Annotated in this window: 23 protein-coding genes; 15 read left to right on the top strand and 8 right to left on the bottom strand. The window is 59.8% G+C overall.

The features are described from left to right. Nucleotides 1-155: 155 nt before the first annotated feature. The 3 genes from betA to betC form a co-directional block, all read right to left on the bottom strand. The gene (gene betA, locus FHP24_RS06040; RefSeq protein ID WP_139674273.1) at nt 156-1,805 is read right to left on the bottom strand and encodes a choline dehydrogenase; all 1,650 of its coding nucleotides are present in this window, start codon (nt 1,803-1,805) and stop codon (nt 156-158) included. Nucleotides 1,806-2,074: 269 nt separating this feature from the next. Next, a complete protein-coding gene (gene betB, locus FHP24_RS06035; protein WP_139674270.1) occupies nt 2,075-3,538 on the bottom strand; it encodes a betaine-aldehyde dehydrogenase in 1,464 nt (487 codons plus the stop codon). 24 nt (nt 3,539-3,562) lie between these two features. After that, nucleotides 3,563-5,080 carry a choline-sulfatase gene (gene betC, locus FHP24_RS06030; protein ID WP_139674267.1) on the bottom strand — a complete coding sequence of 506 codons (1,518 nt, stop codon included), beginning with the start codon at nt 5,078-5,080 and terminating at the stop codon, nt 3,563-3,565. 189 nt (nt 5,081-5,269) lie between these two features. Between betC and FHP24_RS06025 the strand changes: the two genes are divergently transcribed. The 6 genes from FHP24_RS06025 to FHP24_RS06000 all read left to right on the top strand — a co-directional run bounded on the left by FHP24_RS06025 (nt 5,270) and on the right by FHP24_RS06000 (nt 10,361). Continuing rightward, a complete protein-coding gene (locus tag FHP24_RS06025) occupies nt 5,270-5,851 on the top strand; it encodes an HdeD family acid-resistance protein (RefSeq protein WP_246091613.1) in 582 nt (193 codons plus the stop codon). Between the two features lie 183 nt (nt 5,852-6,034). Beyond that, a complete protein-coding gene (locus FHP24_RS06020; protein ID WP_139674259.1) occupies nt 6,035-7,840 on the top strand; it encodes a bifunctional diguanylate cyclase/phosphodiesterase in 1,806 nt (601 codons plus the stop codon). 78 nt (nt 7,841-7,918) lie between these two features. After that, the gene (locus FHP24_RS06015; RefSeq protein WP_180355910.1) at nt 7,919-8,920 is read left to right on the top strand and encodes an NAD(P)H-quinone oxidoreductase; all 1,002 of its coding nucleotides are present in this window, start codon (nt 7,919-7,921) and stop codon (nt 8,918-8,920) included. 37 nt (nt 8,921-8,957) lie between these two features. Continuing rightward, a complete protein-coding gene (locus FHP24_RS06010; protein WP_139674256.1) occupies nt 8,958-9,269 on the top strand; it encodes a type II toxin-antitoxin system RelE/ParE family toxin in 312 nt (103 codons plus the stop codon). Between the two features lie 11 nt (nt 9,270-9,280). After that, nucleotides 9,281-9,562, top strand: coding sequence for a helix-turn-helix domain-containing protein (locus FHP24_RS06005; protein WP_139676156.1), 282 nt, complete (start codon nt 9,281-9,283; stop codon nt 9,560-9,562). 652 nt (nt 9,563-10,214) lie between these two features. After that, nucleotides 10,215-10,361, top strand: coding sequence for a DUF1127 domain-containing protein (locus FHP24_RS06000; RefSeq protein ID WP_139674253.1), 147 nt, complete (start codon nt 10,215-10,217; stop codon nt 10,359-10,361). 79 nt (nt 10,362-10,440) lie between these two features. Here the strand turns inward: FHP24_RS06000 and FHP24_RS05995 are convergent, their stop codons facing one another. Then, a complete protein-coding gene (locus FHP24_RS05995) occupies nt 10,441-11,178 on the bottom strand; it encodes a DUF3750 domain-containing protein (protein WP_139674250.1) in 738 nt (245 codons plus the stop codon). A gap of 91 nt (nt 11,179-11,269) precedes the next feature. Here FHP24_RS05995 and FHP24_RS05990 point away from each other — a divergent pair, with 91 nt between their 5' ends. Both FHP24_RS05990 and FHP24_RS05985 read left to right on the top strand, forming a co-directional pair. Next, entirely contained in the window at nt 11,270-12,277 is a 1,008-nt protein-coding gene (locus FHP24_RS05990) for an asparaginase (RefSeq protein WP_139674247.1), read from the top strand. 78 nt (nt 12,278-12,355) lie between these two features. Beyond that, entirely contained in the window at nt 12,356-12,979 is a 624-nt protein-coding gene (locus FHP24_RS05985; protein WP_139674244.1) for a glutathione S-transferase family protein, read from the top strand. Nucleotides 12,980-12,982: 3 nt separating this feature from the next. Here FHP24_RS05985 and FHP24_RS05980 read toward each other — a convergent pair whose 3' ends face one another. After that, entirely contained in the window at nt 12,983-13,198 is a 216-nt protein-coding gene (locus tag FHP24_RS05980) for a hypothetical protein (RefSeq protein ID WP_139674241.1), read from the bottom strand. Between the two features lie 101 nt (nt 13,199-13,299). Between FHP24_RS05980 and FHP24_RS05975 the strand changes: the two genes are divergently transcribed. Continuing rightward, nucleotides 13,300-14,190, top strand: coding sequence for a LysR substrate-binding domain-containing protein (locus FHP24_RS05975; RefSeq protein WP_139674238.1), 891 nt, complete (start codon nt 13,300-13,302; stop codon nt 14,188-14,190). 9 nt (nt 14,191-14,199) lie between these two features. Here FHP24_RS05975 and FHP24_RS05970 read toward each other — a convergent pair whose 3' ends face one another. Next, nucleotides 14,200-14,847 (bottom strand): glutathione S-transferase family protein, encoded by a 648-nt coding sequence (locus FHP24_RS05970; RefSeq protein ID WP_139674235.1) that lies wholly within the window; start codon nt 14,845-14,847, stop codon nt 14,200-14,202. Between the two features lie 130 nt (nt 14,848-14,977). Here FHP24_RS05970 and FHP24_RS05965 point away from each other — a divergent pair, with 130 nt between their 5' ends. Next, the gene (locus tag FHP24_RS05965; RefSeq protein ID WP_139674232.1) at nt 14,978-15,265 is read left to right on the top strand and encodes a ribbon-helix-helix domain-containing protein; all 288 of its coding nucleotides are present in this window, start codon (nt 14,978-14,980) and stop codon (nt 15,263-15,265) included. Continuing rightward, nucleotides 15,262-15,579 (top strand): type II toxin-antitoxin system RelE/ParE family toxin, encoded by a 318-nt coding sequence (locus tag FHP24_RS05960; protein ID WP_139674229.1) that lies wholly within the window; start codon nt 15,262-15,264, stop codon nt 15,577-15,579. Before FHP24_RS05965 ends, FHP24_RS05960 begins: the two co-directional genes overlap by 4 nt. Here FHP24_RS05960 and FHP24_RS05955 read toward each other — a convergent pair. Next, nucleotides 15,576-16,949, bottom strand: a complete 1,374-nt coding sequence (locus FHP24_RS05955; RefSeq protein ID WP_139674203.1) for a TIGR03808 family TAT-translocated repetitive protein — start codon at nt 16,947-16,949, stop codon at nt 15,576-15,578. The two genes, FHP24_RS05960 and FHP24_RS05955, sit on opposite strands and share 4 nt — an antisense overlap. A gap of 216 nt (nt 16,950-17,165) precedes the next feature. Between FHP24_RS05955 and FHP24_RS05950 the strand changes: the two genes are divergently transcribed. Further along, nucleotides 17,166-18,671, top strand: a complete 1,506-nt coding sequence (locus tag FHP24_RS05950; RefSeq protein ID WP_139674200.1) for a sensor domain-containing protein — start codon at nt 17,166-17,168, stop codon at nt 18,669-18,671. Nucleotides 18,672-18,677: 6 nt separating this feature from the next. On the opposite strand, the gene FHP24_RS05945 is transcribed toward FHP24_RS05950, so the two are convergent. Further along, nucleotides 18,678-19,217 carry a MarR family winged helix-turn-helix transcriptional regulator gene (locus tag FHP24_RS05945; protein WP_180355909.1) on the bottom strand — a complete coding sequence of 180 codons (540 nt, stop codon included), beginning with the start codon at nt 19,215-19,217 and terminating at the stop codon, nt 18,678-18,680. A 119-nt stretch (nt 19,218-19,336) separates the two neighbouring features. On the opposite strand from FHP24_RS05945, the gene FHP24_RS05940 reads away from it, so the two are divergent. The 3 genes from FHP24_RS05940 (at nt 19,337) to FHP24_RS05930 (ending at nt 23,642) form a co-directional block, all read left to right on the top strand. Next, entirely contained in the window at nt 19,337-20,875 is a 1,539-nt protein-coding gene (locus FHP24_RS05940) for an MDR family MFS transporter (RefSeq protein WP_139674195.1), read from the top strand. A 39-nt stretch (nt 20,876-20,914) separates the two neighbouring features. Further along, nucleotides 20,915-21,925 carry a ligase-associated DNA damage response exonuclease gene (locus tag FHP24_RS05935; protein ID WP_180355908.1) on the top strand — a complete coding sequence of 337 codons (1,011 nt, stop codon included), beginning with the start codon at nt 20,915-20,917 and terminating at the stop codon, nt 21,923-21,925. 70 nt (nt 21,926-21,995) lie between these two features. Further along, on the top strand, nt 21,996-23,642 hold the full coding sequence (locus FHP24_RS05930) for a cisplatin damage response ATP-dependent DNA ligase (protein ID WP_139674192.1): 1,647 nt from the start codon (nt 21,996-21,998) through the stop codon (nt 23,640-23,642). Nucleotides 23,643-23,663 lie beyond the last annotated feature (21 nt).

Genomic DNA, 23,663 nt, shown 5'->3' with positions numbered 1-23,663 from the left:
GACTGTTTTGCAAGCACACGCACAAACTCTTCCGGCGCTAGCGCCAGCACATTGCCCATCATGATTCGCCCCCAACTTTGAACTGAGGCGAAAATATCTTCGCTATTTAAGATTGCAAAAATTAGTTTTGCAACCAAAAGTAACTGAAAGTTGTATCAACGGTCGCTCAGCGCCGCTCGCGGGTTGACCCAGGGCTCCTGATTGGAGCGCGGCAGAGGCGTTTTACCGAGAATATGATCGGCCGCCTTTTCTCCCGTCATGATCGAAGGCCCGTTGAGATTGCCATAGGTGACATGCGGGAAGATCGATGAATCCGCCACGCGAACCCCCTCGACACCGATCACCCGGCATTCCGGATCGACCACCGCTTGTCGGTCATCCTTGGCTCCCATTCGACAGGTGCCGCAGGGGTGATAGGCGCTTTCCAGATGCTCGCGCAGGAAGGCGTCGATCTCGTCGTCGCTCTGCACCTTTTCGCCCGGCTGGATTTCCGGCCCGCGATAGTCGTCGAAGGCTTTTTGGTTAAAGATCTCGCGGGTCAGCCGCACGCAATGGCGGAACTTGATCCAGTCTTCCTCGTGGCTCATGTAGTTAAAGCGGATGAGGGGATCATCCTTCGGATCGGCTGAACGCAGCGTCACGGCCCCGCGCGATTTCGACAGGTTGTAGCCCACATGCACCTGGAAACCATGGCTTTTCGCCGCCGCCTTGCCGTCATAGGAAATCGCGACGGGAAGGAAGTGATACTGGATATCCGGCTGTTTCAGCCCCGGTTCCGAGCGCAGGAAGGCACAGGCCTCGAACTGGTTGGAGGCGCCAAGCCCCCCCTTGGTCATCAGCCATTGCGCCCCCGCAACCCCCTGCCAGAACCACGGCAGCCAGGAATAGAGCGATACCGGCTTGGTCGAGACCTGCTGGAAATAAAACTCCATATGGTCCTGCAGATTGGCGCCGACGCCCGGCCGGTCAACCTTCACCTCGATGCCCAGCGATTTCAGGTGTTCGGCCGGCCCGATCCCCGACAGCATCAGCAGTTTCGGCGAGTTGAACGACGAGGCGGCGACGATCACCTCGCGGTTCGCCGTCACCACTTCCGGCACACCGCGGCGCAAAATCTCGACGCCGACCGCCCGGCCGTTCTCGATGACGACCGTCTGGGCGAGGCCATAAACGATCTCGACATTTTTCCGCTTCATCGCCGGCCGCAGATAGGCGTTCGAAGCGGACCAGCGGCGACCCTCGAAGATCGTCTGCTCCATCAGCCCAAAACCTTCCTGTTTCGAGCCGTTATAATCCTGCGTCGTCTCGAAACCCGCCTGCGCGCCGGCCTGGATGAAGGCGTGGAACAGCGGATTGGTCACCGGCCCGCGCTGCACATGCAGCGGCCCGTCCGTGCCCCGCCAGCCATCTTCGCCGCCATGGCTATGTTCCATCCGCTTGAAATAGGGCAGCACGTCCGCATACGCCCAGCCCTGCGCACCGAGTTCCTCCCAGCGATTATAGTCTTCCGCATGGCCACGCACATACACGAGCCCGTTGATCGACGACGAACCGCCGAGAACCTTGCCGCGCGGCGCGGTGATGCGGCGATTGTTGAGCGCGGGTTCCGGCTCGGAGAGATAACCCCAGTTGTAACGCTTCATGCTCATCGGCCAGGCAAGGGCTGCCGGCATCTGGATGAACGGGCCGTAATCGGTGCCCCCCGCTTCGATGACGATCACCGAATGGCGGCCGTCCTCCGACAGGCGGTAAGCCATGGCAGACCCTGCTGAACCGGAACCGATGATGACGAAATCTGCCTGCATTATAATTTGTCCCCTGATTACGGCATTCGGCATTCACGGCGGAGGTTGTTGACCCCTCACCAAGCGCGTCCAGCGATCGGCTTCGCCTCTCGCGGACTTGCTATCCTCTCCCACAAGGGGAGAGGAAAAACTCGCGGCACTCTCCTGCCCGAAGTCGAGGCGGCGCGTGAGGCACCCTTCCTCTCCCCTCGTGGGAGAGGATACGAAGGCCGGGTGAGCGGAGCGAACCCTTGCCCGAAGTTGGTGAGGGGTAGCCCCACCCATTCGTCTCAATACGGCGCCTCGACCTTTCCCATGCCGACATAAACCGTCTTCAGTTCGGAATAATGCTCCAGCGCGGCCAGCGAATTTTCCCGGCCGAAACCGGACTGTTTCGATCCGCCGAAGGGAATTTCCACCGGGCAGAGATTGTAGGTATTGATCCACAGGGTCCCGGCCTCCAGCTGATCCACCACTCGGTGCCCGCGTGTCAGATCCGCGGTGAACACCCCCGCCGAAAGCCCGAATTCGGTGGCATTCGCCCGTGCGATCACTTCCGCCTCGTCGTCGAAATCGAGCACGCACATGACCGGCCCGAAAATCTCTTCGCGAGCGATCGTCATCTCGTCGGTCACGTCCGCAAACACGGTCGGCTGCACGTAATACCCTTCGCCGGACACATTGTTGGGAATGCCGCCGCCGGTGACGAGCGTGGCGCCCTCCGTCTTGCCCTTGTCGATATAGGACATCACCTTCTGGCGCTGGTCGAAGGAGACCATCGGCCCCACCTGCGTCGCCTCATTCATCGGATCGCCGATAATCATCCGTTCGGTGCGCTCTTTCAGCCGCGACAGGAACTGGTCCTTCACCTTGCGCTGCACGAAGACGCGGGTGCCGTTGGAGCAGACCTGGCCGGTCGAATAGAAATTGCCGAGCATCGCTCCGCCGACGGCCGAGTCGATATCCGCATCGTCGAACACGATCAGCGGCGACTTGCCGCCAAGCTCCATCGTCACATGCTTGAGTTGTCCGGCAGCGGCTGCCGCCACCTTGCGGCCGGTCGGCACCGAGCCGGTGAGCGACACCTTGGCGACATCCGGGTGATTGACCAGAAGCGGCCCGGTGGTCCGGTCGCCCTGGATAACGTTGTAGAGCCCCTTCGGCAGCCCGGCCTCGATCAGGATTTCGGCAATCTTCAAGGCACCCAGCGGCGTGTTTTCCGATGGCTTGAATACCATGGCATTGCCGGCGGCCAGCGCCGGTGCGCCCTTCCAGCAGGCGATCTGCTGCGGATAGTTCCACGCGCCGATGCCGACGCAGACGCCGAGCGGCACCCGCTTCGTATAGGCAAAGTCGCCGCCAAGCGGGATATACTGGCCGTTCATTCCGGCCGCGATCACGCCGCCGAAAAATTCGAAACTGTCGGCGCCCGAAGTCGGGTCGGCAACGATCGTCTCCTGGATCGGCTTGCCGGTATCGAGTGTTTCGAGTTCGGAAAGCTCGCGGTTCCTTGTCCGCATGATCTCGGCTGCACGTTTGAGAATGCGGCCGCGCGCCGTCGGGCTCATCGCCGCCCATTCCGGCTGGGCACGTTTGGCGGCCGCAATCGCGCGTTCAACGATTGCAGGCGTTGCCGCATGCAGCCTTGCAATCACCTCGCCGGTGGCGGGGTAAAGGCTTTCGATGACGCTGCCTGCTTCATCTTCCACATAGTCGCCATCGATGAAGTGGCTGGCTTTCGGCTGTGCTTTCATTCTTACTCTCCGCCCAATCCGCTCTTATTCCCCACGGGGGTAGCGCTTGGACTCTTCCAGATTGTCGAGGTTCATGTGGTTGCGCATGTAGCGCTCTGAGGCTTTCTGCAAGGGCTGGTGGTCCCATGGATAATAGGCGCCGTTCCGCAGTGCCTCATAGACCACCCAGCGGCGGGCCTGGCTTTCGCGCACCGAGGAATCGAATTCCGCCATGTCCCATTTGGCGTCGCGTTTGGCCCGAAAGCCCTCCAGTACATCCGCATAGGCGGGGTCACCGGCAAGGTTTGCCAGTTCCTTCGGGTCGGCCTCGAGGTCGTAAAGCTGTTCCGGGTCGAGTTCGCAATGGATGTATTTCCAGCGCCCCTCGCGAATGCCGACCAACGGCGCATAGGACGCTTCGGCGGCATATTCAATCAGCACCGGCGAGACGCGGGTGCCGCCGTCGATCACCGGTTTCAGGCTTTCGCCATCCGTCCAGGGCTCGATCTCGGCCATAGAGATGCCGGCGAGATCGCACAGCGTCGGCGTCACGTCGAGATTGGAGACGGGGGCCGAATGCAGGGCAGGGGTTATGTCGGGGCCGGCCACCATTAAAGGCACCCGCGCAGACCCTTCGAAGAAGTTCATCTTGAACCACAATCCGCGCTCGCCCAGCATGTCGCCATGGTCGGAACAGAATAGGATGACCGTATCGTCCAGCATCCGTGTGCGGGTCAAAGTGTCGATCAACTCGCCGACCTTTTCGTCCACATAGGAGATATTGGCGAAATAGGCCTGGCGCGAGCGGCGCACATTGTCCTCGGTGATGTCAAAGCTCGCATAATCGCAGGATTTGAGGATGCGGGCCGAATGCGGATCCTGTTCCGGCAACATGCCGACGTCCGGCATCAGATATTCGCAATCGTTATAAAGATCCCAGAATTTTTTCCGCGCCACGTAAGGGTCGTGCGGATGCGTGAACGACACCGTCAGCGCCCAGGGCCGCCGATCCGCATCGTCGTTTTCGCGCGACAGGTGGTAGAGCTTCTGGTTGGCGAGAAACGCCACCTCGTCGTCATATTCCATCTGGTTGGAAATCTCGGCCACACCGGCGCCGGTGACCGAACCCATATTGTGATACCACCAGTCGATCCGCTCGCCCGGCTTGCGGTAATCCGGCGTCCAGCCGAAATCTGCCGGATAGATATCCGTCGTCAGCCGCTCCTCAAACCCGTGCAGCTGGTCCGGCCCGACGAAATGCATCTTGCCCGAAAGTGCGGTGTAATACCCGGCACGGCGCAGGTGATGCGCATAGGTCGGGATCGACGAAACATATTCAGCGGCATTGTCATAAACCCGCGTCCGGCTCGGCAATTGCCCGGCCATGAACGAGGCGCGGGCGGGGGCACAGAGCGGCGAGGACGTGTAATTGTTGGCAAACCGCGCCGAGCGGGCGGCCAGTGCCTTCAGATGCGGCGCATGCAGCCAGTCGGCCGGGCCGTTAGGAAACAGCGTCCCATTCAACTGGTCGACCATGATGATGAGAATGTTCGGGCGGGACATGATCGCGGCAGGCCTCGTGGGTGCAGGAAGGGCAACATAAGGAGTTATTTTCGATCGCGCCTCCGATCAAGCGTCGATTGCGAACCGGGCTATCCCAAAAGCGCGCCATTGACGCCATCGGTCACCGCGCCAAATGTGATTGATCGTCGTAAAAACATCCAAGCCGCGGGAGCTTTCATCGCCCAAGGTTTGGCCTCAAGCGAAATCAAAGGAGTTGGTCATGGTCTTGGTCTGGATACACCGTCGGTCTCGAAACTGCGTGAAAGATGGGGCTGGTTCTTCGCTCTCGGTATTCTGCTGATCGTTTTCGGCTTTATCGCCTTTGCCAATCTTTTTGCCGCCACCATCGCCTCCGTCTTCTACATCGGCATGCTGATGTTGATCGGCGGTATCGGCTATCTCATCCATGCCTTTCAGGTGAAGGGCTGGGAACACGGCCTCTTCTGGGGTCTGAGCGGCGCGCTCTATACAATCGCCGGCCTGCTCGCTTTCTGGAACCCGGCGCTCACGGCCGTCGTGCTCACACTGCTGATGGCGGTGGCACTAATGGTCGCAGGCATTTTCCGCATATGGGTCGGTTTCAAGCTTCGCCCGGTGCGCGGTGCGGGCTGGATCATCGCCGCGGGCGTCATCACGGCGCTGGCCGGTCTCGTCATCGCTTTAGGCTGGCCGGTTAACAGCTTGCTTGTGCTTGGTATTTTCCTCAGCCTGGACCTGATGATCCAGGGATGGGCGATCGTTGCCCTGGCGCTTGCCGCACGATCTGTCTGAGTCTCATGTTGTCGCCGTAATTCATTGAATTTTAAGCAAATACCGGACGGCTGTCACAAAACTTTCATGCGATTTTCATAGACGGGCAACGGATTGTTGACGGGTCGCACGGCAACCTGCGCCACATCATTTTAGGCCTTATTCGAGCCTTTCGAAAAGAGCTCGTGCAATGGAGTATTGCGTATGTCGTCTGCGGCTGTTCTCGAACCGGGTGTGATCCGGCGATATGCAGGCGATCAGCTCGTGACGCTTGGAAAGCTGGTGCTGGAGAACGCTTTCCAGCCGATTGTCGAGGTCGCGACCGGATCAGTCTTCGGTTACGAGTCGCTTCTGCGCGGTCATGAACGGATCGGGTTTTCCTCTCCGCCGGAATTGCTCGACGAGGCCCATCAGACAGGCCAGCTTCTGGCGCTCGAACAGATGATGTCCGCCCGGGCGCTCGCCAAGTTCGCAACGCTTCCCGAATATTCGTCGACAACGCTTTTCCTGAACCTCGATGTGCGCCTGATCCGCCAGGGCCACGAATTCCTCGAAAAAGTGCTGCATCATCTTCGCGCCGCGGGCATCGCACCGTCGTCTGTCTGTTTCGAGTTCTCCGAGCGTTTCGACAATACCAGCGTGCCGGAATTTGCCGATCTGGTCGCCGATATGCGCAAGGCGGGTTTCAAGCTCGCCATCGATGATTTCGGCGTCGGCCACGGGGAAATGAAGTTGCTCTGCGATTTCCCGGTCGATTATCTGAAGATCGATCGGCATTTCATCTGCGAGATCGACAAGAACCCGCGCAAGCGCCATCTGGTCAAGAACATCGTCAACATTGCCCACACGCTGGGTATCCGGGTCATTGCCGAGGGCATAGAGACGGAGACCGAGTTCCTCGCCTGCCGCGAATACGGGGTCGATCTCGTTCAGGGTTATTTCATCGCCAAGCCGACGACCTTCCTGACTGAACTGAAACCTGCCTTTCCGCATCTTGCCGATATCGGTCGGACACGCCGCTCAAGCCAGTCGCTCGATGAAATCCTCATCCGCAAGCAGATCGAAAAACTGCCGACAGTTTTTGAAAACGATGCGATCGATAGCGTGTTCGAACTCTTTCGTCGCAATCCGCGCCAGGCCTTCTTTCCGGTTTTGAACGCCAATGGAGAGCCGCGCGGCGTCATCAGCGAATATCACCTGAAGGAATTCATCTATCAGCCTTTCGGCCGCGATCTGTTGAAGAACAAGCTCTATGAACGTTCGATAGCTCATTTCGTCGAGCCAGCGCCGATCATCGGGCTGGATGCCGAGGCGGAGGAACTGATGAGCCTGTTCGCCAATATGGAAAACAGCGCCTGCGTCATTCTCACAGAGAACATGCGTTATGCCGGTGTCGTTTCGGCCGCAGCCCTCATCAAGGTGGTCAACGAGAAGCAGCTGAAGATCGCCCAGGACCAGAACCCGCTGACCAGCCTGCCGGGCAACCGCGCGGTCCGCGATTTCATGCAGGAAGCCGGCCGCGACGACGAGGAAAGCCGCTTCTTCTGTTACTGCGACTTCGATAACTTCAAGCCGTTCAACGACCACTACGGCTTCCAGAAGGGCGATCATGCGATTTCGCTGTTTGCCGCATTGATGAAACGCTACTTCTTCTCGGAGGACGATTTCCTTGGTCACATCGGCGGCGACGATTTCTTCATCGGCGTCCGCGACTGGACCCGCGAGGAACTGAACGAAATCCTCGAACGCCTGCTGTCCGATTTCCATGGCGATGTCATCGAACTTTATTCCGAAGAGGAACGGGCATCCGGCAAGATCCGCGGCCATGATCGCTCCGGCCGCGAACGGGATTTCCCGCTGCTGCGCTGCTCCATCGGCGTTGTGGAATTGCCGAAAAGTCTCCTGCTCGATGATATCGGCCGCATCAGCGTCGAGATTGCATCGGTCAAGGCAACCGCCAAGGAGAGCGAAGACGGGCTCGTCTTCTCCTTCTTCGGTGAGACAAAGTGACCGGCTACATCCACCGGTCCCTTTCTAAGGTGGAGGTCGTGTCCTAAGTCAGTGCTCTCATGCTGACAGGAGTTCCCCATGCCGCTTCCAAATGAGATGCGTTTCATCGACCTGCCATCCTTCGGCGCACCCGAGGTGATGGTGATTGCCCGCGGGCCGCTGCCAAATGTTCGTCCCGGCGAAATCCTCGTCAAGGTCGAAGCATCAGGCGTCAACCGCCCGGATGTGGCGCAGCGCCAGGGCAGCTATCCGGCGCCGAAGGATGCAAGCCCGATCCTCGGCCTGGAAATCGCCGGCGAGGTGGTGGCACTCGGCGAAGGCGTGTCGGAATTCACGATCGGCGACAAGGTCTGCGCGCTGGCCAATGGCGGCGGTTACGCCGAATATTGCGCGGTCCCGGCCGGTCAGGCGCTTCCCTGGCCAAGAGGTTACGACGCGGTGAAGGCGGCGGCCGTGCCGGAAACCTTCTTTACCGTCTGGGCGAACCTCTTCCAGATGGCGGGTCTGACCGAGGGCGAGAGCGTGCTGATCCATGGCGGCTCAAGCGGTATCGGCACGACGGCGATCCAGCTGGCCAAGGCGTTTGGCGCCACGGTCTATGCGACGGCCGGATCGAAGGAGAAATGCGACGCCTGCGAAAAGCTCGGCGCCGTCAGAGCGATAGACTACAAGACCGAGGACTTTGCCGAGGTCATCAAGGCCGAGACGAACGGGCAGGGCGTCGATGTCGTGCTCGACATGATCGGCGCCGCCTATTTCGAGAAAAATCTGTCGGTACTGGCCAAGGATGGCTGCCTGTCGATCATCGCATTCCTGGGCGGTGCAAAGGCCGATGCCGTCGATCTGAGACCGATCATGGTCAAGCGCCTGACGGTGACAGGCTCGACCATGCGGCCGCGCACCGCCGACGAGAAGCGCGCCATCCGCGACGATCTCGTCACCGAGGTCTGGCCGCTTCTGGAACAGGGCGAGATCGCACCGGTGATCCACTCCGTGCTGGATGTCGAGCATGTCGCGGACGCCCACCGACTGATGGAAACCAGCAGCCATATCGGCAAGATCGTGCTGAAGATCGGTTGATGTTGTCATTTATATCAGTTTTGATATAATCGTGTGAATGAAGCCGTTGGTTTTTCTAGGTGATGCCTTGGAGCAATTGCGGGCCTTTCCCGAATCCGTTCGGAAGGAGGCTGGGGTGCAATTGCACAAGCTTCAACTGGGCCTCGATCCGCACGACTGGAAGCCGATGACAACGATCGGCTCCGGTGTGCGCGAGATCAGGATCAGGGATGATAGCGGCGCGTTCCGAGTGATTTACATCACCAGGATCGAGGATGCGGTCTACGTCCTTCACGCATTCCAGAAAAAGTCTCAGCAGACGGCGAAACGCGACCTGGATCTCGCCACCGCTCGTTTGAGACAGATATGACGGAGAAGAAGATGGAGAAACAGACTTTCGAGAATGTCTGGCAGGCGCTGGAGGATAGCCCCGCGGAAGCTGCCAACATGTCTATGCGGGCGTCGCTTCTCATCGCCATCGAGCAGAAGGTCAAAAGCTGGAAAGTGACCCAGTCGGAAGCCGCACGCCGGCTCAAGATCTCGCAGCCGCGTTTGAACGATCTTTTGCGCGGCCGTGTTGGAAACTTCAGCCTTGATGCCCTCATCGCTCTTGCAGCCGAAGCCGGACTTTCTGTCCGTCTGGAGATTGCGGAAGCTGCCTGAGCCAGCAGCCATATCGGCAAGATCGTGCTGAAGATCGGCTAGGGAGGAGTGCCTTGCGGAATCACAAATCCGGTTCAGGCTGGCGAATGCTAAGCCCAGATCGGTGATTTTGCAAAGCACATATATTCGCGCAGCGTTACATAACTTGCCTTGCAAGGCATGCGCTTGGCACCTACCTTCTAGTCATCGTCAACGTAGTGAAAGGAAGGTGATCCAATGTCTAATGAGATTTCGGTCTGCGTAACGGGCAATGGAAAGGTGGCGGTTTTGACGGGGCAGCCCTCGACCTGACTCACATCTTCCTTCGGACCGTCGTGAGACGGGCCGGGTTCGTTCAACCGGACCAGATTTCATGGAAGGGTCGCCTCGGCGGCCCTTTTCCTTTTTCTGCAGCAAGCCGGAAATGCCAATACGCCGGGCGTAATGCTCGGCCACAATCCTGCATGTTTTTTCGGCGTAATTCTTTTAAGAATGCCTATTTTTAGCGCTGCTGCTTTGATCGAGATCAGAAAAATCCCTGCTCATTCCGCAAGGGTGTACTGCCGATCGAATGCTACTATAAGCGGGTCTCCCCGAGTATAACGGGCACATCGAAGCAAGAGGGCGCCAGAAACTGGCAGCCGCTTCGAAAGCCCAAGAAAGGGGGACCATCATGAACGTTGCACGCACTCTCAAGAACTGGCGCGAATATCGTCGGACGGTTACCGAACTGGAGCGGATGACGAAGCGCGAATTGCAGGATCTCGGGATCAGCCCGTTTGAGATCCACAGCTTCGCTCGAGCCGCTCACGGTTTATGATCGAAAAATAGGCATAGTCTCTGATGAAAACGCCCGCCACGACGCGGGCGTTTTGCTGTTGCGTGATTGCCTTGCGTGATCAGATGCCGATGCGGCCCACCGCCGGTATCTTGATCCCGGGTCGTGCGATATCGAGGCCGGCCACCAGTCCGAGGAAATGGATCTCGACGCCGCTGCGCTCACCGATCGAGAAACCGGCAAGCCCGCGGATCGTCACATGCAGGTCACGCCAATCCTCGTCCAGATGAACGAATTCACCATCCGGCAGGTAGTCGCGACCGACCGCATGCGGCGGCAGCACGGCCCCCAGTTCCGGCAGGGTTCTCAACACATAGGCAACGAATGTATTGGAATTCGGACCCGGCCAGATCGTATAACCGCCGGGTTCGGCGTAAGGGTAAGCGGCGATCGCGCCCTCGATCTTCGGGATCAGCAGCTCGGCTTTGGAGCCTGTGACCGACGCCACCAACTGCGGCATGTTGGAATACCAATAGGCGTCCGCCGCGCGGTGATTGCGCCGGATCGGCGCGCCCCAGCCCACCTTGTCGTAGCGGGTATAGGCCGATGCACCCTTTTCCTTGGTGACGATCCAGGCGTGGCTGGCAACGGCGCCTTTCAGGCCTCCGGTCATGGCGGAAAAAATGTAGATCGCCGCATCATTGCTCTCTTCCGGCTTCGGCAGAATTCCGGCCGAGGTCCAGCGCGCAGCACTCCACCCGGTTGGGTGGTCCTGCATCGCCCAGAAACCGGCCGAGGCAAAGGTCGGCAGAAGATAGATGACGAAGATCACGATCAGCAGACGTTTTACCGATTTCATAAGCATTTCCCGTGCAAGAATTCCGCGAACAGGCTAAGAGCCTGCCACTCATCTCTTGTTGCCATAGAAGCCAGCAAAATCAGGACAGACCATGCAAAATCCCGTTACCGTCGAAGTGACCCGCGGCAAACTTGTCGAGAGCCGGCACAGGGGATTGGGTGTGGTCGTCGATGGAGCCGGCAGGACCGTGTTTTCCTTCGGTGATGCGGAAGCCGGCATCTTTCCGCGCTCCTCCTGCAAGGCCATGCAGGCGCTGCCGCTGATCGAAAGCGGTGCGGCGGATTCCTATGGTTTCGGTAACGCCGAACTTGCCTTCTCCTGCGCCTCGCATTCCGGCGAGGACCGCCATGTCGAAATGGCTGCGTCCATGCTGGCAAAGGCGGGCCGCGACATGTCGGCGCTCGAATGCGGCTCGCACTGGTCGTCCGATCAGGCAGCGCTCATCCATCAGGCACGCACCATCGACCAGCCGAACGCGCTGCACAACAACTGCTCGGGAAAACATTCCGGCTTCGTCTGCGCTTGCGTTCATTCCGGCACGCCGGTCGAAGGGTATGTCGGTTACGATCATCCGCTGCAGCGGGAAATTCGCGATGTCATGCAGAGCTTGACGGGCGCGGTCCTTAGTGCCGACAATTGCGGCACCGACGGCTGCTCGATCCCGACCTACGCCGTGCCGCTCAAGGGACTGGCGCATGGTTTTGCAAAAATGCTGACCGGTGAAGGACTGTCGGCATCGCGCGCAAAAGCATCCCGTCGTTTGATCGACGCCTGCATGGCCGAACCCTTTTATGTCGCCGGCACCGGCCGCGCCTGCACGAAACTTATGGAGCTGGCCCCCGGCAAGATTTTTGCTAAGACCGGCGCCGAAGGTGTCTTCGTTGCAGCGCTCCCCGAGCAGGGCCTCGCCATGGCGGTCAAATGCGAAGACGGCACGACGCGTGCCGCCGAAGCGATGATCTTCGCGCTGATCGCCCGCTATTTCGAAAAGGGCGGCGAGATCGAGACCAAGCTGTTGGCCATGGCTAACCGCCAGATGAAAAACTGGAATGGGGTCCATGTGGGCGATGTCCGGGTCACCGACGCCATGTTCGCCTGATAGGAGAGCGCCCGCATCGCTCCGCACTGGTCTGCGCCTGTTGTCGTGTTATGACTGTCGCAGATCAGGAGGATGTCGATGAATACGCTTTATTTCGCGCCCGGCAGTTGCGCGCTTGCCAGCCATATAACGCTCGCCGAATCCGGCTTGCCCTATGAGCTGAAAAAACTGAACACCGCCGGGGGCGAGCAGCGATCGGACGCTTATCTTGAAATCAATCCCAAGGGTCGCGTGCCCGCACTGGTGACGGGAAAGGGCGTCGTCACCGAAACCGTCGCCATTCTTGGCTACATCGCCCAGGCAGCGCCTGAGGCCAATCTCGCGCCGCTTTCCGATCCCTTTCTTTTCGCGAAGATGCAGGCCTTCAACGCCTATATGGCGTCCACAGTGCATGTCGCTCACGCGCATGGCCGGCGCGGGTATCGCTGGGCCGATCAGGAAACCTCATTCGAGGATATGAAGAACAAGCTGCCGCAGGTGATGAGCGATTGTTTTCGCCTGATCGAGGACGGCATGCTCGAAGGCCCCTATGTGCTGGGAGAGCAATATTCGACCGCTGATCCCTATCTCTTCCTGATGTCCGGTTGGCTGAAGAGCGACAGTGTGGAGATCGCGGATTTTCCGCGGGTACACGCGCATTACCGTTTGATGCTGGAGCGCCCGGCCGTGCAGAAGGCCCTGGCGGAAGAGCGCGCGGCCTGAAGCCTATGCGCAGCGCGCGAGCGGCACGATTTCAGGCTGAGTTTTGGCCTCCACGATAGGCGCGGCAGGAAGGTAAGGCATCGGCAGATCGGCGAGCTGTCGCAGATCCATTGCGCAAATGTCCGGATGGTCGAAGGGGTTCTGTTCGAAAGGCTCTGTTGCCTGGAAACGCCTATTCAGGCGGATTATCGAGTTCAAGAAAATCTTGAGGGTGTTCATCTTTCACCTCGCAAATGCTGGTTTCATTTGCAGGGTGAATATGGTTTGCGACCGGCGCCACTACAATCGACATTCTCAGGTTCTCGTTATAGGTTTTCTATATGAGCAACCTCAATCTCGTGCATCTCAACGGTCTTCGGGCACTGGAAGCCGTGGCGCGCCTCGGCTCTCTGCAGGCGGCGGCAACGGAGCTTGGCGTCTCGATCGGCGCTGTCAGCCAGCAGATTATAAAGGCGGAAGCGCAGCTCGGGCATCCCGTCTTTCAGCGCCTGCCGAAGGGTATGGTGCCGCTGGATACGGCAAGGCCGATGCTGGCGCGGCTGACGGAAGGTTTTCGCAGCCTGTCGGAAGCGGTGGCGATCGGCCGGCCGCGCGATGAGAAGCTGCTGACGATCTCCGTTGCACCGGTTTTTGCCGCCCGTTTTCTCGTACACCGGCTGGACCGCTTCACGGCATTGCATCCAGAAATCCGGCTGCGCATCGATGCGACGGTGGCTATGGCAGATTTTGTCGCCGATGGAGTGGATCTCGGCATCCGCGTCGGCGCTGGCAAATGGCCGGGTGTCGATGCGCAACTGCTTCTGCCCCAGCTGGTCTTTCCCGTCTGCGCGCCCGCTCTGGCGGCACGATTGAAAAAGCCTGACGATATTCTGAAACTGCCGGCGATCATCGACGGACCGGCAATGTTCTCCTGGGATGTCTGGCTGCGGGAAGTCGGGCTCGAAGGACGGCAGATGCAGGTCCGCCACGTCTTCAGCGAGGCGTCACTCTGCCTCGACGCAACGATAAGGGGCGAGGGCGTGATGCTCGCCTGGCAGACGCTAGCCGGTTATCAGCTGAAGGAAGGAAAGCTGGTCGAGCCCTTTTCGGTCCGGGCTGCGACCGGTTTCGGGCATTATTTCGTCACACCCGCCGGCATGCGCCAGCCACAGAAGGTCAAAGCCTTTCATCGGTGGCTGACGGAGGAGCTGGCGGAATTGCAGCCCGTATAAGCGATCAGATCATGCCGGCTCGGCGTTGCGCTTCGCCCACATCGCCTGGTAGCCCGGGCGGTGGATACAGGCCTCGTACCAGGCCTTCAGCGACGGGCGGGCGTCGAACAGCGGATGATAACCGCGCGCATAACGCAGGATCTCGACGACATTGATATCCGCGGCGGTAAAACGGTCACCGACGAGATAATGCGTTGTCGCAAGATGCTTTTCGAGCACGTCGAAAGGACGCACAAGCGCGTCGGCCGCATCATCGATCGCCGCGATGCCTTCAGGTGTATCTCCCTTGGTCGACTGGATCTTCAGCGCAAGGGTCTCGATGCTGGTCGCCGCAAACAGCGACCACTGCACCATCAGCGCCTCTTCCCCGATATCCTTCGGGCCGAAATCGCCGCCGTACTTGCGGGCGAGATAAAGCGAGATGGCAAGCGACTCGTGCAGCAGGAAACCGTCGTCGTCGATCGACGGGATCGATCCCATCGGGTTGACGGCGAGAAACTCGCTCGACTGTGTATGCACCGGGCAGCCGGGAGCCGACGTATCCGGCAGTCGATAGGCCTGGATGATCGGCACATGCTCGAACGGCAGGCCGATTTCCTCGAGGAGCCAGAGCGGCCGCGTCGCCCGCGAACGGTAAACCCCATATATCTTCAGCATCAAAGTCTCCTTCATGAATTGGCGGCGAACCTAAAGAGGTTCGATGACGAACGGAAGATCATCCGGTGTTGGACGTCGATGAAAGTTTTCGATAGGATTTAATCGTGTCGGATAACGCCAGGAGATTATCATGCGCACTACCCAGTCCCTCAGCATCACGCTTCCGATCGAAATGGCGGAAATGGTCAAGGCCAAGGTTTCGTCGGGAGAATATGCTTCCGAAAGCGAGGTCATCCGCGACGGCCTGCGCACCCTGATCGCGCGCGATGCGGCGATCGAGAAGTGGCTGGTGGAAGAGGTCGTGCCGACGATGAAAGAGATTGAGGAACATCCCGAGCGCTTGCTGACGGCTGAAGAGGTAGACCGAAGGCTTGATGCGAGGCTTGCTTCCCTGCTTGCGGAGCAGGAAAAGCGATGAGCTACACGGTCGTCTTCTCGCCTGCCGCAAGTGATGACCTGGAAGATCTTTTTATCTATCTCGCGCCCGAAATGGGTCTCAGGGAGGCTCGGGAGTATGTCAGAAAAATCAAAGCCTATTGCCTTGGTTTCTCGACTTTTCCGCAGCGCGGAATGCTGCGCGATGATCTTTGGCCCAATCTTCGTCTTGTTGGGTACAGGCGCAGGGCGACAATAGCCTTCCAGGTCCGAGGGGATGTGGTGCGGATCGCTCGCATCTACCACCGCGGTCGGGATATCGATGCCGACGATTACGCACCAGACACGGATGGCTAACTCACCCGGTTGCCCTCAATCGTCAGGTGGCCGAACTCTTCACTGCCGCTTTTCGCCAGATCACCCGTCGACGCCTCTCTCCACCGATAACCGACGATCGCGCCCCGCTTTGCTCCCTGAAAAATGTTGTTGGCGATGATCGCGCCACCGGCACCTTCCACCACAGTTACGGCGCAGCCCACTGCGACCTCGCGGACGATATTGCCGGTGGCCGCGACATTGCGCAGGTAAGGGCCGAAACCGAAAGCAAGGCCGCAGAACGGAGCGTTCTCGACCACATTGCCCGTCACCGCCGTATCCGCCTCGGCGCTGATGCCGACGCCGAAGATCGGGTCCTCGACCGTGTAAGGGCCGGTCAGCCGCAGATTGCGCACGATATTGTTCGCGACGGTCGCAAGCCGACCGCCCTCGTTGAAATTGACGACCGAAATGCCGTTCGCCGCGCCATCCACCAGATTGCCAGCAATCATCGCGCCCTCGAAGGAAAATTCCGCATAGATGGCGGTTTCGCCCGACGCGGTGCAATGATTGCCCGATATCATCGCATTCGAGGCGCTGTTGGCGCGAATGGCAGAAAAGGCCGAGTCCGAAATATGGTTGCCCGAAACGATCACGTCATGGGCGCGATAAAGGTTGATCGCATTGCCGTATTGGCCGGTGCCGCCATTGGTCGCTCCGGTGCGGGCGATGCGGTTGCCGGAAACCATCGTCCCGTCCGTGCCCGTCTCCCAGCGATGAATGAGGATGCCGCCATTGCCGCAGTCGGAGATGCTATTGTCCATTACCGAAAGACTGGCGCTGTTGACCGCATAAAGCCCGTATTCGGCGGCGCGTGAAATGCGGTTGCGCCCGATCCTGCCGCCGCAACCCTCCAGATGCAGACCAGTCTTGTCGGAATTGATCACATCGCAATTCTCGACGACAAGCTCCGTCACGCCGCGAAAATGCGCGATCGCCAGCGCGTCGCCTGCAAGCACGCGATCAGCACCGTCGATGACGAGGCCGGACAGTTCTATGCGTCGGGCATTTTCCGCGCGCAACAATATCCCACTGCCGGAATGGACAAGGCGCGTCGCCCCCGCAATCCCGACGAGACGAGTGCCGTCAGGCAGGTTAAGACCCGATATCGGATAATCGCCGGGCTGTAGAAAGATAGGCATGTTCTTGGCGGCGGCATCGGCAAGCAGCCTTTCGAGATTGCGCCGCGAGGCGTCGCCGCCGTTGGGCGAAACGCCATGGGCGCCGGCGTCGATCGAGCCGCGTAGTTCGCCAGTGGAAATGACCGGTGATCGGGCAGCCGTTGGCCGGGCAAGCGCCATTGCACCAGTTGTTCCGGCCAATCCTGCAAGCAGCCGTCGTTTCGAAATCATCCAGCTTTCCTCGCCGCGTCAATAAAGAATTGTCTATTGCAGTATGTGTGATCGACCTGCGTCATAAATATTTGCGCCTACGGGTAAAAACTTTGCCATCATCTCAACAAGACTGGCCGTTGCAGGAATATCTTAAGCAAGGGGTAGGGATTGCTTTTTAAGGTGTATTGCATTGGTTGTGCAATTTCTGGACGTTTCGGGGGCTTGGAGACGGACATGGTAATTCCCGCATCATATGACATGACGGTAGAAACGCCGAGGGAAGCATTTGAGGATGCGTGCGAGCGTCTGCGACGCACCGCGATGGACAGCGGCTGTGCGCTGGACCTTGCGGAAGCGTTGCAGGAGCTGACAGGACTCAGATTGCTGGATCAGTTGCCGGATTTCATTTCAATCAAGGATCGCCGCAGCCGCTTTGTTTTCGCCAACGAGGCTGTCTGCCGCGCGGCCGATATCAGCGATTATTCCAGCCTTCTCGGCAAGACCGATTTCGACGTCTTCATCGGCGAGACGGCAAACCGGCTTTTCGCCATGGAGCAGGCGGTGATGGAAAACGGTACCGCCGTCGATAAACACGAGGAATATCTCGTCCGCCATGACGGCAAGCCATTCTGGCTGTCCATCTCGAAAACCGCTCTGCGAAATTCCGCCGGACAGATCGTCGGACTGGTCAGCATTTCGCGCGACATCAGCGAGCGAAAACGGCAGGAGGATTTGCGCCACGGTCACGCCCGGCTGCTTGAAATGATTGCGCGCGGCCAGCCGCTCGACGTCGTGCTGAATGCTCTCGTCCAGCTGGTCGAGTCCCAACTGCAGGATGTAAAGGGCGCGGTGATGCTGCTCGATGAGGACTGCAGGCACCTTTCGGGAGGTGCTGCGCCTGGTCTGTCACCATCCTATGTGCAGCTCATCGAGGGTATGGAGATCGGTCCCGGTCGCGGCTCCTGCGGTACGGCGGCATGGTTGGGTACCTCGGTGACGGTAGCCGACGTGCAGGAAAATCCGCTCTGGGAGCAATACCGCGAGCTTGGGACCCTGTTTGGCTTTCGCTCCTGCTGGTCGACGCCGATCATCGCGGCAGAGGCGCGTGTGCTGGGCACCTTCGCGCTCTATTCCCCCACAACCCGCGAGCCGACACCGCTTGAACTGGAACTGATGGCGATGGCGACGGATCTTGCTGGCATTGCCATAGAGCGGGCCGAAAGCGAGCGGCGCATCCGGCATCTGGCGCATCACGATCCGCTCACCGGTCTGCCCAATCGAACGCTCTTCTGGGCCCAGTTCAGCCGCATCCTGCACGAGGCGCGGCGAGAAAACCGCAAGGTGACCGTCGCCTATCTGGATCTCGACAACTTCAAATCGATCAACGATACGCTCGGCCATGGGGCGGGTGATGAAGTCTTGAAAACGCTTGCCGGCCGCATGTCCCGATGTATTCGCGCGAGCGACCTCATCGTCCGGCTTGGCGGTGACGAATTCGCCATCGTCTTCAGCAATCCGGATCACGACCAGAGTGGCGTGCTGCGCCGGCTTGATACACTGCGAAATTTGATTTCCGAGCCGGTTACCGTCGATGGGGCAGTGGTCAACGCCACCTGCAGCATGGGTGTTGCTTTCTTTCCCGAAGATGGCGAGGCGGCCGAAGACCTGCTCGCCAGCGCCGACCATTCCATGTACGAGGCGAAGGCGCTTGGTCGCGACAGGCTGTTCGTATCGGCCTGAGATATTCTATGAGGGTGTTTTCGCCAGAAACGGTGTCGGCAGCGGTGGGCCGCCCTTGTCGTTGCTATAGGTATTTTCGAACCGGCTGACGAATTTGTCGAACAGCACGGCGAAGGCGCTGAGTTCATCTTCCGTCCATCCGTCCAGCATCGATGCCAGCAGCCGACGTTTGGTGGCGTGGATTTCCTTGAGAAGCCGGTCGCCCATCTCCGTGCGCACCAGGATGGAACGGCGACCATCCATCTGCGAGGCGTCACGCTTCAGTATCCCTTGCGTCACCAGTTCCGTCACCAGCCTGCTTCCGCGCGACGGGTCGAGCCGCATGGCGTCGGCTATCGCACCGACCGTCACTTCGCCGTCGATGCGCCGCATCGCATCGAGCACATCGAGATGCGATATCTCCAGGCTTGGCGCGATGTCGTCGATGACCGTGCGGCTGATCACGCGCCGGCCGATCATCAGGCGCATGCGTCCCATGATCTCGCTGATACGGGCAATATCGGCGGTCTTTGAAGCAGCAGGAAGGGTCTCGGTCGCGCGGTTCATCATCCGGCAAGAATAGCAGAGCGGAGCAGGTCCGCAACAATTATGTGAGGTTAACAAGGAAGTGTGATTGACATTTATATGCTAAAGGCACATAAATCCGCCTTCACATTGGAAATCCCATGACCCCTGTTGCCCAATCCGCCATTCCGCTCGTCAACAGCCATCGCCAGAAAATAGTCGTTTTTTCTTTCCTGATGGCGGCCTTGTTCATGGCGACGCTCGATAACCAGATCGTCTCGACGGCACTGCCCACCATCGTCGGTGAGTTCGGCCAGATGGAGCGCTTCGGCTGGGTCAGCTCCGCCTTCCTTCTTGCCTCAAGCGCGGTCATGCCGATCTATGGCAAGCTGGGCGATCTCTTCGGCCGCAAATACGTCATGCTGGCGGCGATCGTCATCTTCACGTTCGGCTCGCTCGCCTGCGGTTTCGCCTGGTCAATGGACAGCCTGATCGCCGCCCGCGTTTTCCAGGGGCTTGGCGGCGGCGGCATCATGGTGTCGATCTTCTCGATCAACGCGGATCTCTTCGAGCCGCGCGAACGCGCAAAGTACCAGAGTTATTCCAGCCTGATGATCATGGCGTCGGGCAGCCTTGGCCCCGTTCTCGGCGGCACGATGAGCGATCTCTTCGGCTGGCGCTCGATCTTCCTCATCAATCTGCCGCTCGGCGTCATCGTCGTTACCGGCCTCGTCATGATGTTGCCCTATCGCCGCCCGACGCGTCAGCCGAAGATCGATTATGTCGGCGCGGTCGTTCTGGCGGCAACGATTACCTGCCTCGTCGCCTTTGCCGACAGCCGCCAGATTTTCGGCTCGCTGGTCGCTCCTGCCTCGCTCGCACTGCTGGCCGTCGGTATCGTTTGCGCCGGCCTCTGGGTCTTCGTCGAAAGCCGCGTGCCGGAACCGATCGTGCCGCTGAAACTCTTCCGCGACAGCACCTTTTCGCTCTATCTGATCATCTCGCTCTGCGCCGGTTCGGTCGGTATCGGTCTGGTCAACTATTACGCCCTGTTCCTGCAGACCACCACGGGCCTGTCGCCCTCGGTCGCCGGCCTGTTCTTCATCGCGCTGACCGGCGGCATCGTTGCAGGGTCGATTTCGGCCGGCCGGCTGATTTCGATCACCGGACGCTACAAGCCTTTCACCGTCATCGGGCTGGCGATGAGCTGCGTCATGCTGTTCTGCTTCTCGCGGATCGGCCACGATGTTTCGCTCACGGTTGTCGCAGTGATCATGTTCCTGCAGGGACTGTCGGTCGGCTTCGGCCAGCAGGCGCCGATCATCGGCGTACAGAATGCCGTTCCCCGCGGCGATGTCGGCGCAGCCAGCGGCGCCGTGGCGCTGATGCGGATGGGCGGCGCCTCGATCGCAATCTCGCTATTCGGCGCGATCGTCGGCACCGGTTTGAAGGCTTCTTCGACCCCGATACCGGGCCTTGCCGATATCGAGACGCTGACGCCGAAAATCCTCGCCAGTCTTCCGGAAGCATCGCGACAGGCGGTTGCCGCCGTTTATCACGATGCTTTCTCGCCGCTTTTCCTGACAGCCGCCGCCATCGCCGCGATCGGTCTTGTTGCAGCCCTTTGCCTCAAGCCGGTCCAGCTTCCTTCGATGAAGGCTGCCGCCGCGCCGAAGGAAGAGAAAAAGGCAGCGGCGTAAGCTCTCGAAAGTCCGGGCCGCGCGCCTATCTTGATAGGCATGAAACCAGAGGCTCTGCTTCATCCGACCCCCGCCGGGCTTTTTTGTCCCATCGGAAATTTCTACGTTGATCCCGTGCGCCCGGTCGGGCATGCGCTGATCACCCACGGCCATTCCGATCATGCCCGTGCCGGCCATGGCAGCGTGCTCGCCACCCGCCAGACCCTCGACATCATGCGCATCCGCTATGGTGAGGATTTCACCGGCTCCGAACAGGCGGCCGGATGGGGCGAGGAGATTGTCATCGACGGCGTCAAGGTGATGTTCAAACCTGCCGGGCATGTACTGGGTTCGGCCCAGATCCTGATCGAGAAGGACGGCCTGCGGATCGTCGTCTCGGGCGACTACAAACGCGGCGTCGACCCCACCTGTGCTCCTTTCGAGCCGATTCCTTGCGATGTCTTCATCACAGAGGCGACCTTCGGCCTGCCGGTCTTCCATCATCCCGATCCGAAGACCGAGATCGAAAAACTGTTCACCTCGCTCGAACAGTTTCCCGAACGCAGCCATCTGGTCGGCGCCTATGCGCTGGGCAAGGCGCAGCGGGTGATCCGCCTGATCCGCGATGGCGGTTACTCCGAACCGATCTACATCCATGGCGCGCTGGCACGGCTCTGTGACTATTACCAGAGCCAGGGGATCGAGCTTGGCGACATCCGCCCTGCGACGATCGAGAAGAGCAAGCCGGCGGAATTTGCCGGCGCCGTCGTCGTTGGTCCGCCATCCGCCTTTCAGGACCGCTGGGCGCGGCGCTTCAACGAACCGCTGATCTCGTTCGCCTCCGGCTGGATGATGGTTCGCCAGCGGGCAAAACAGGGCGGCGTCGAACTGCCGCTTGTCGTCTCCGACCATTGCGACTGGCCGGAACTTCTGATGACCATCGAGGAGATCGCCCCGCAACAGGTCTGGGTCACCCATGGCCGCGAAGAGGCCCTGGTCCGCTGGTGCGAGCTGAAAGGCATCCCCGCGCGACCGCTGCATCTCGTCGGTTATGAAGATGAGGGGGATTGATGGTGAGCTATCTGCATCGCGACATCCCCCTCTGGCATGGCACGATGTCAGCTACCGGCGAGGCCACGCAATGAAAGCCTTCGCAACCCTGCTCGACCGCCTAGTTCTCACCCCGTCGCGCAACGGCAAGCTGACCCTGCTCGTCGATTATTTCCGCACAACTCCCGATCCCGACCGCGGTTACGGCCTGGCAGCACTTGCCGGCGCTCTGGACCTGAAAAGCGTCAAGCCGGCACTCCTGCGCGAACTCGTGCTGGAGCAGATGGACCCGATCCTCTTCCAGTATTCCTACGACTATGTCGGCGATCTCGCCGAGACCATCTCGCTGGTCTGGGATGGTCGTGCGAAAGAACGCATCGACGACGACCATCAGCCGCGCCTCTCCGAAGTCGTCAGACGGATGAATTCGCTCGGCCGCACCGAAGTCCGCGGTGCCGTGCGGGATCTCCTCGATCATCTCGATCCGTCCGGCCGTTTCGCCTTCCTCAAACTCGCCACCGGTTCGCTGCGCATCGGTGTCTCCGCCCGTCTCGCCAAGCAGGCGCTGGCCGATATGAGTGGTCCGGGAGACACGAAAAGGGATATCATCGAGATCGAGACGCTCTGGCATGGTCTCACTCCGCCTTACGAGCCGCTTTTCGCCTGGCTGGAGGGCAGGGCAGAAAAACCGGTCCTCGCCACGCCGGCGATCTTCCATTCCGTCATGCTGGCCAATCCGGTTGAAACCGGCGATCTCGAAAAGCTCGATCCCGCGGACTATGCCGCCGAATGGAAATGGGACGGTATCCGCGTCCAGATGTCGAGTTATGGCGGCACGAGAAAACTCTATTCCCGCTCCGGCGACGACATTACCGGCGCCTTTCCCGATGTGGTGGAGGCGATCAATTTCGAAGGCGTCATCGACGGCGAACTGCTCGTCGGCGGCACGAAACGGACCAACGCCCCGACACGAACCTTTTCCGATCTGCAGCAACGCCTCAACCGCAAGACCGTCACGCCCAAGATAATGGACGAATATCCCGCCTTCGTCCGCGCCTACGATTTTCTGTTCCAAGGCGACGCGGATATCCGCGCCGATGGTTTCCTCACCCGCCGCGACCGCCTTTTAGAAGTGATCGAGAAGGCGCCGCATGATCGCTTCGATCTCTCCGAGCTCGTGCCCTTCACCGATTGGGTCGAACTCGAACGGTTGCGCATCGATCCGCCCGATCCGGTCATAGAAGGCGTGATGATCAAGCGCAAGGACAGCCCCTATCAGGCGGGCCGCCTGAAAGGCCCGTGGTTCAAGTGGAAGCGCGAGCCCTACAATATCGATGCGGTGATGCTTTACGCCCAGCGTGGCCACGGCAAGCGTTCCAGCTACTATTCCGACTTCACCTTCGGCGTCTGGACAAGGACGGAGGAGGGCGACCAGCTCGTGCCGGTCGGCAAGGCCTATTTCGGATTCACCGATGCGGAACTCGAAGTGCTCGACAAATTCGTCCGCGACAACACGATAGACCGTTTCGGACCGGTGAGGGCAGTGAAGGCGACGCCTGATTTCGGCTTCGTACTGGAGGTCGCTTTCGAGGGCATCGCCCGCTCGACACGCCACAAATCCGGCGTCGCGATGCGCTTTCCGCGTATCGCGCGCCTGCGGCAGGACAAGCTGCCGCGCGATGCCGACCGGCTGGAAACGCTGACGGCGATGATCGAGATGAAGGAGGGGCCGCCCTGAGCCCGGTGCGATCGTCGTGAA

This window comes from Aliirhizobium smilacinae (assembly GCF_006335145.1).
Classification (GTDB): Bacteria; Pseudomonadota; Alphaproteobacteria; order Rhizobiales; family Rhizobiaceae; genus Neorhizobium; species Neorhizobium smilacinae.
Note: the sequence above shows the minus strand (reverse complement) of the source record. Positions and strands in the feature narration are given on the sequence as shown.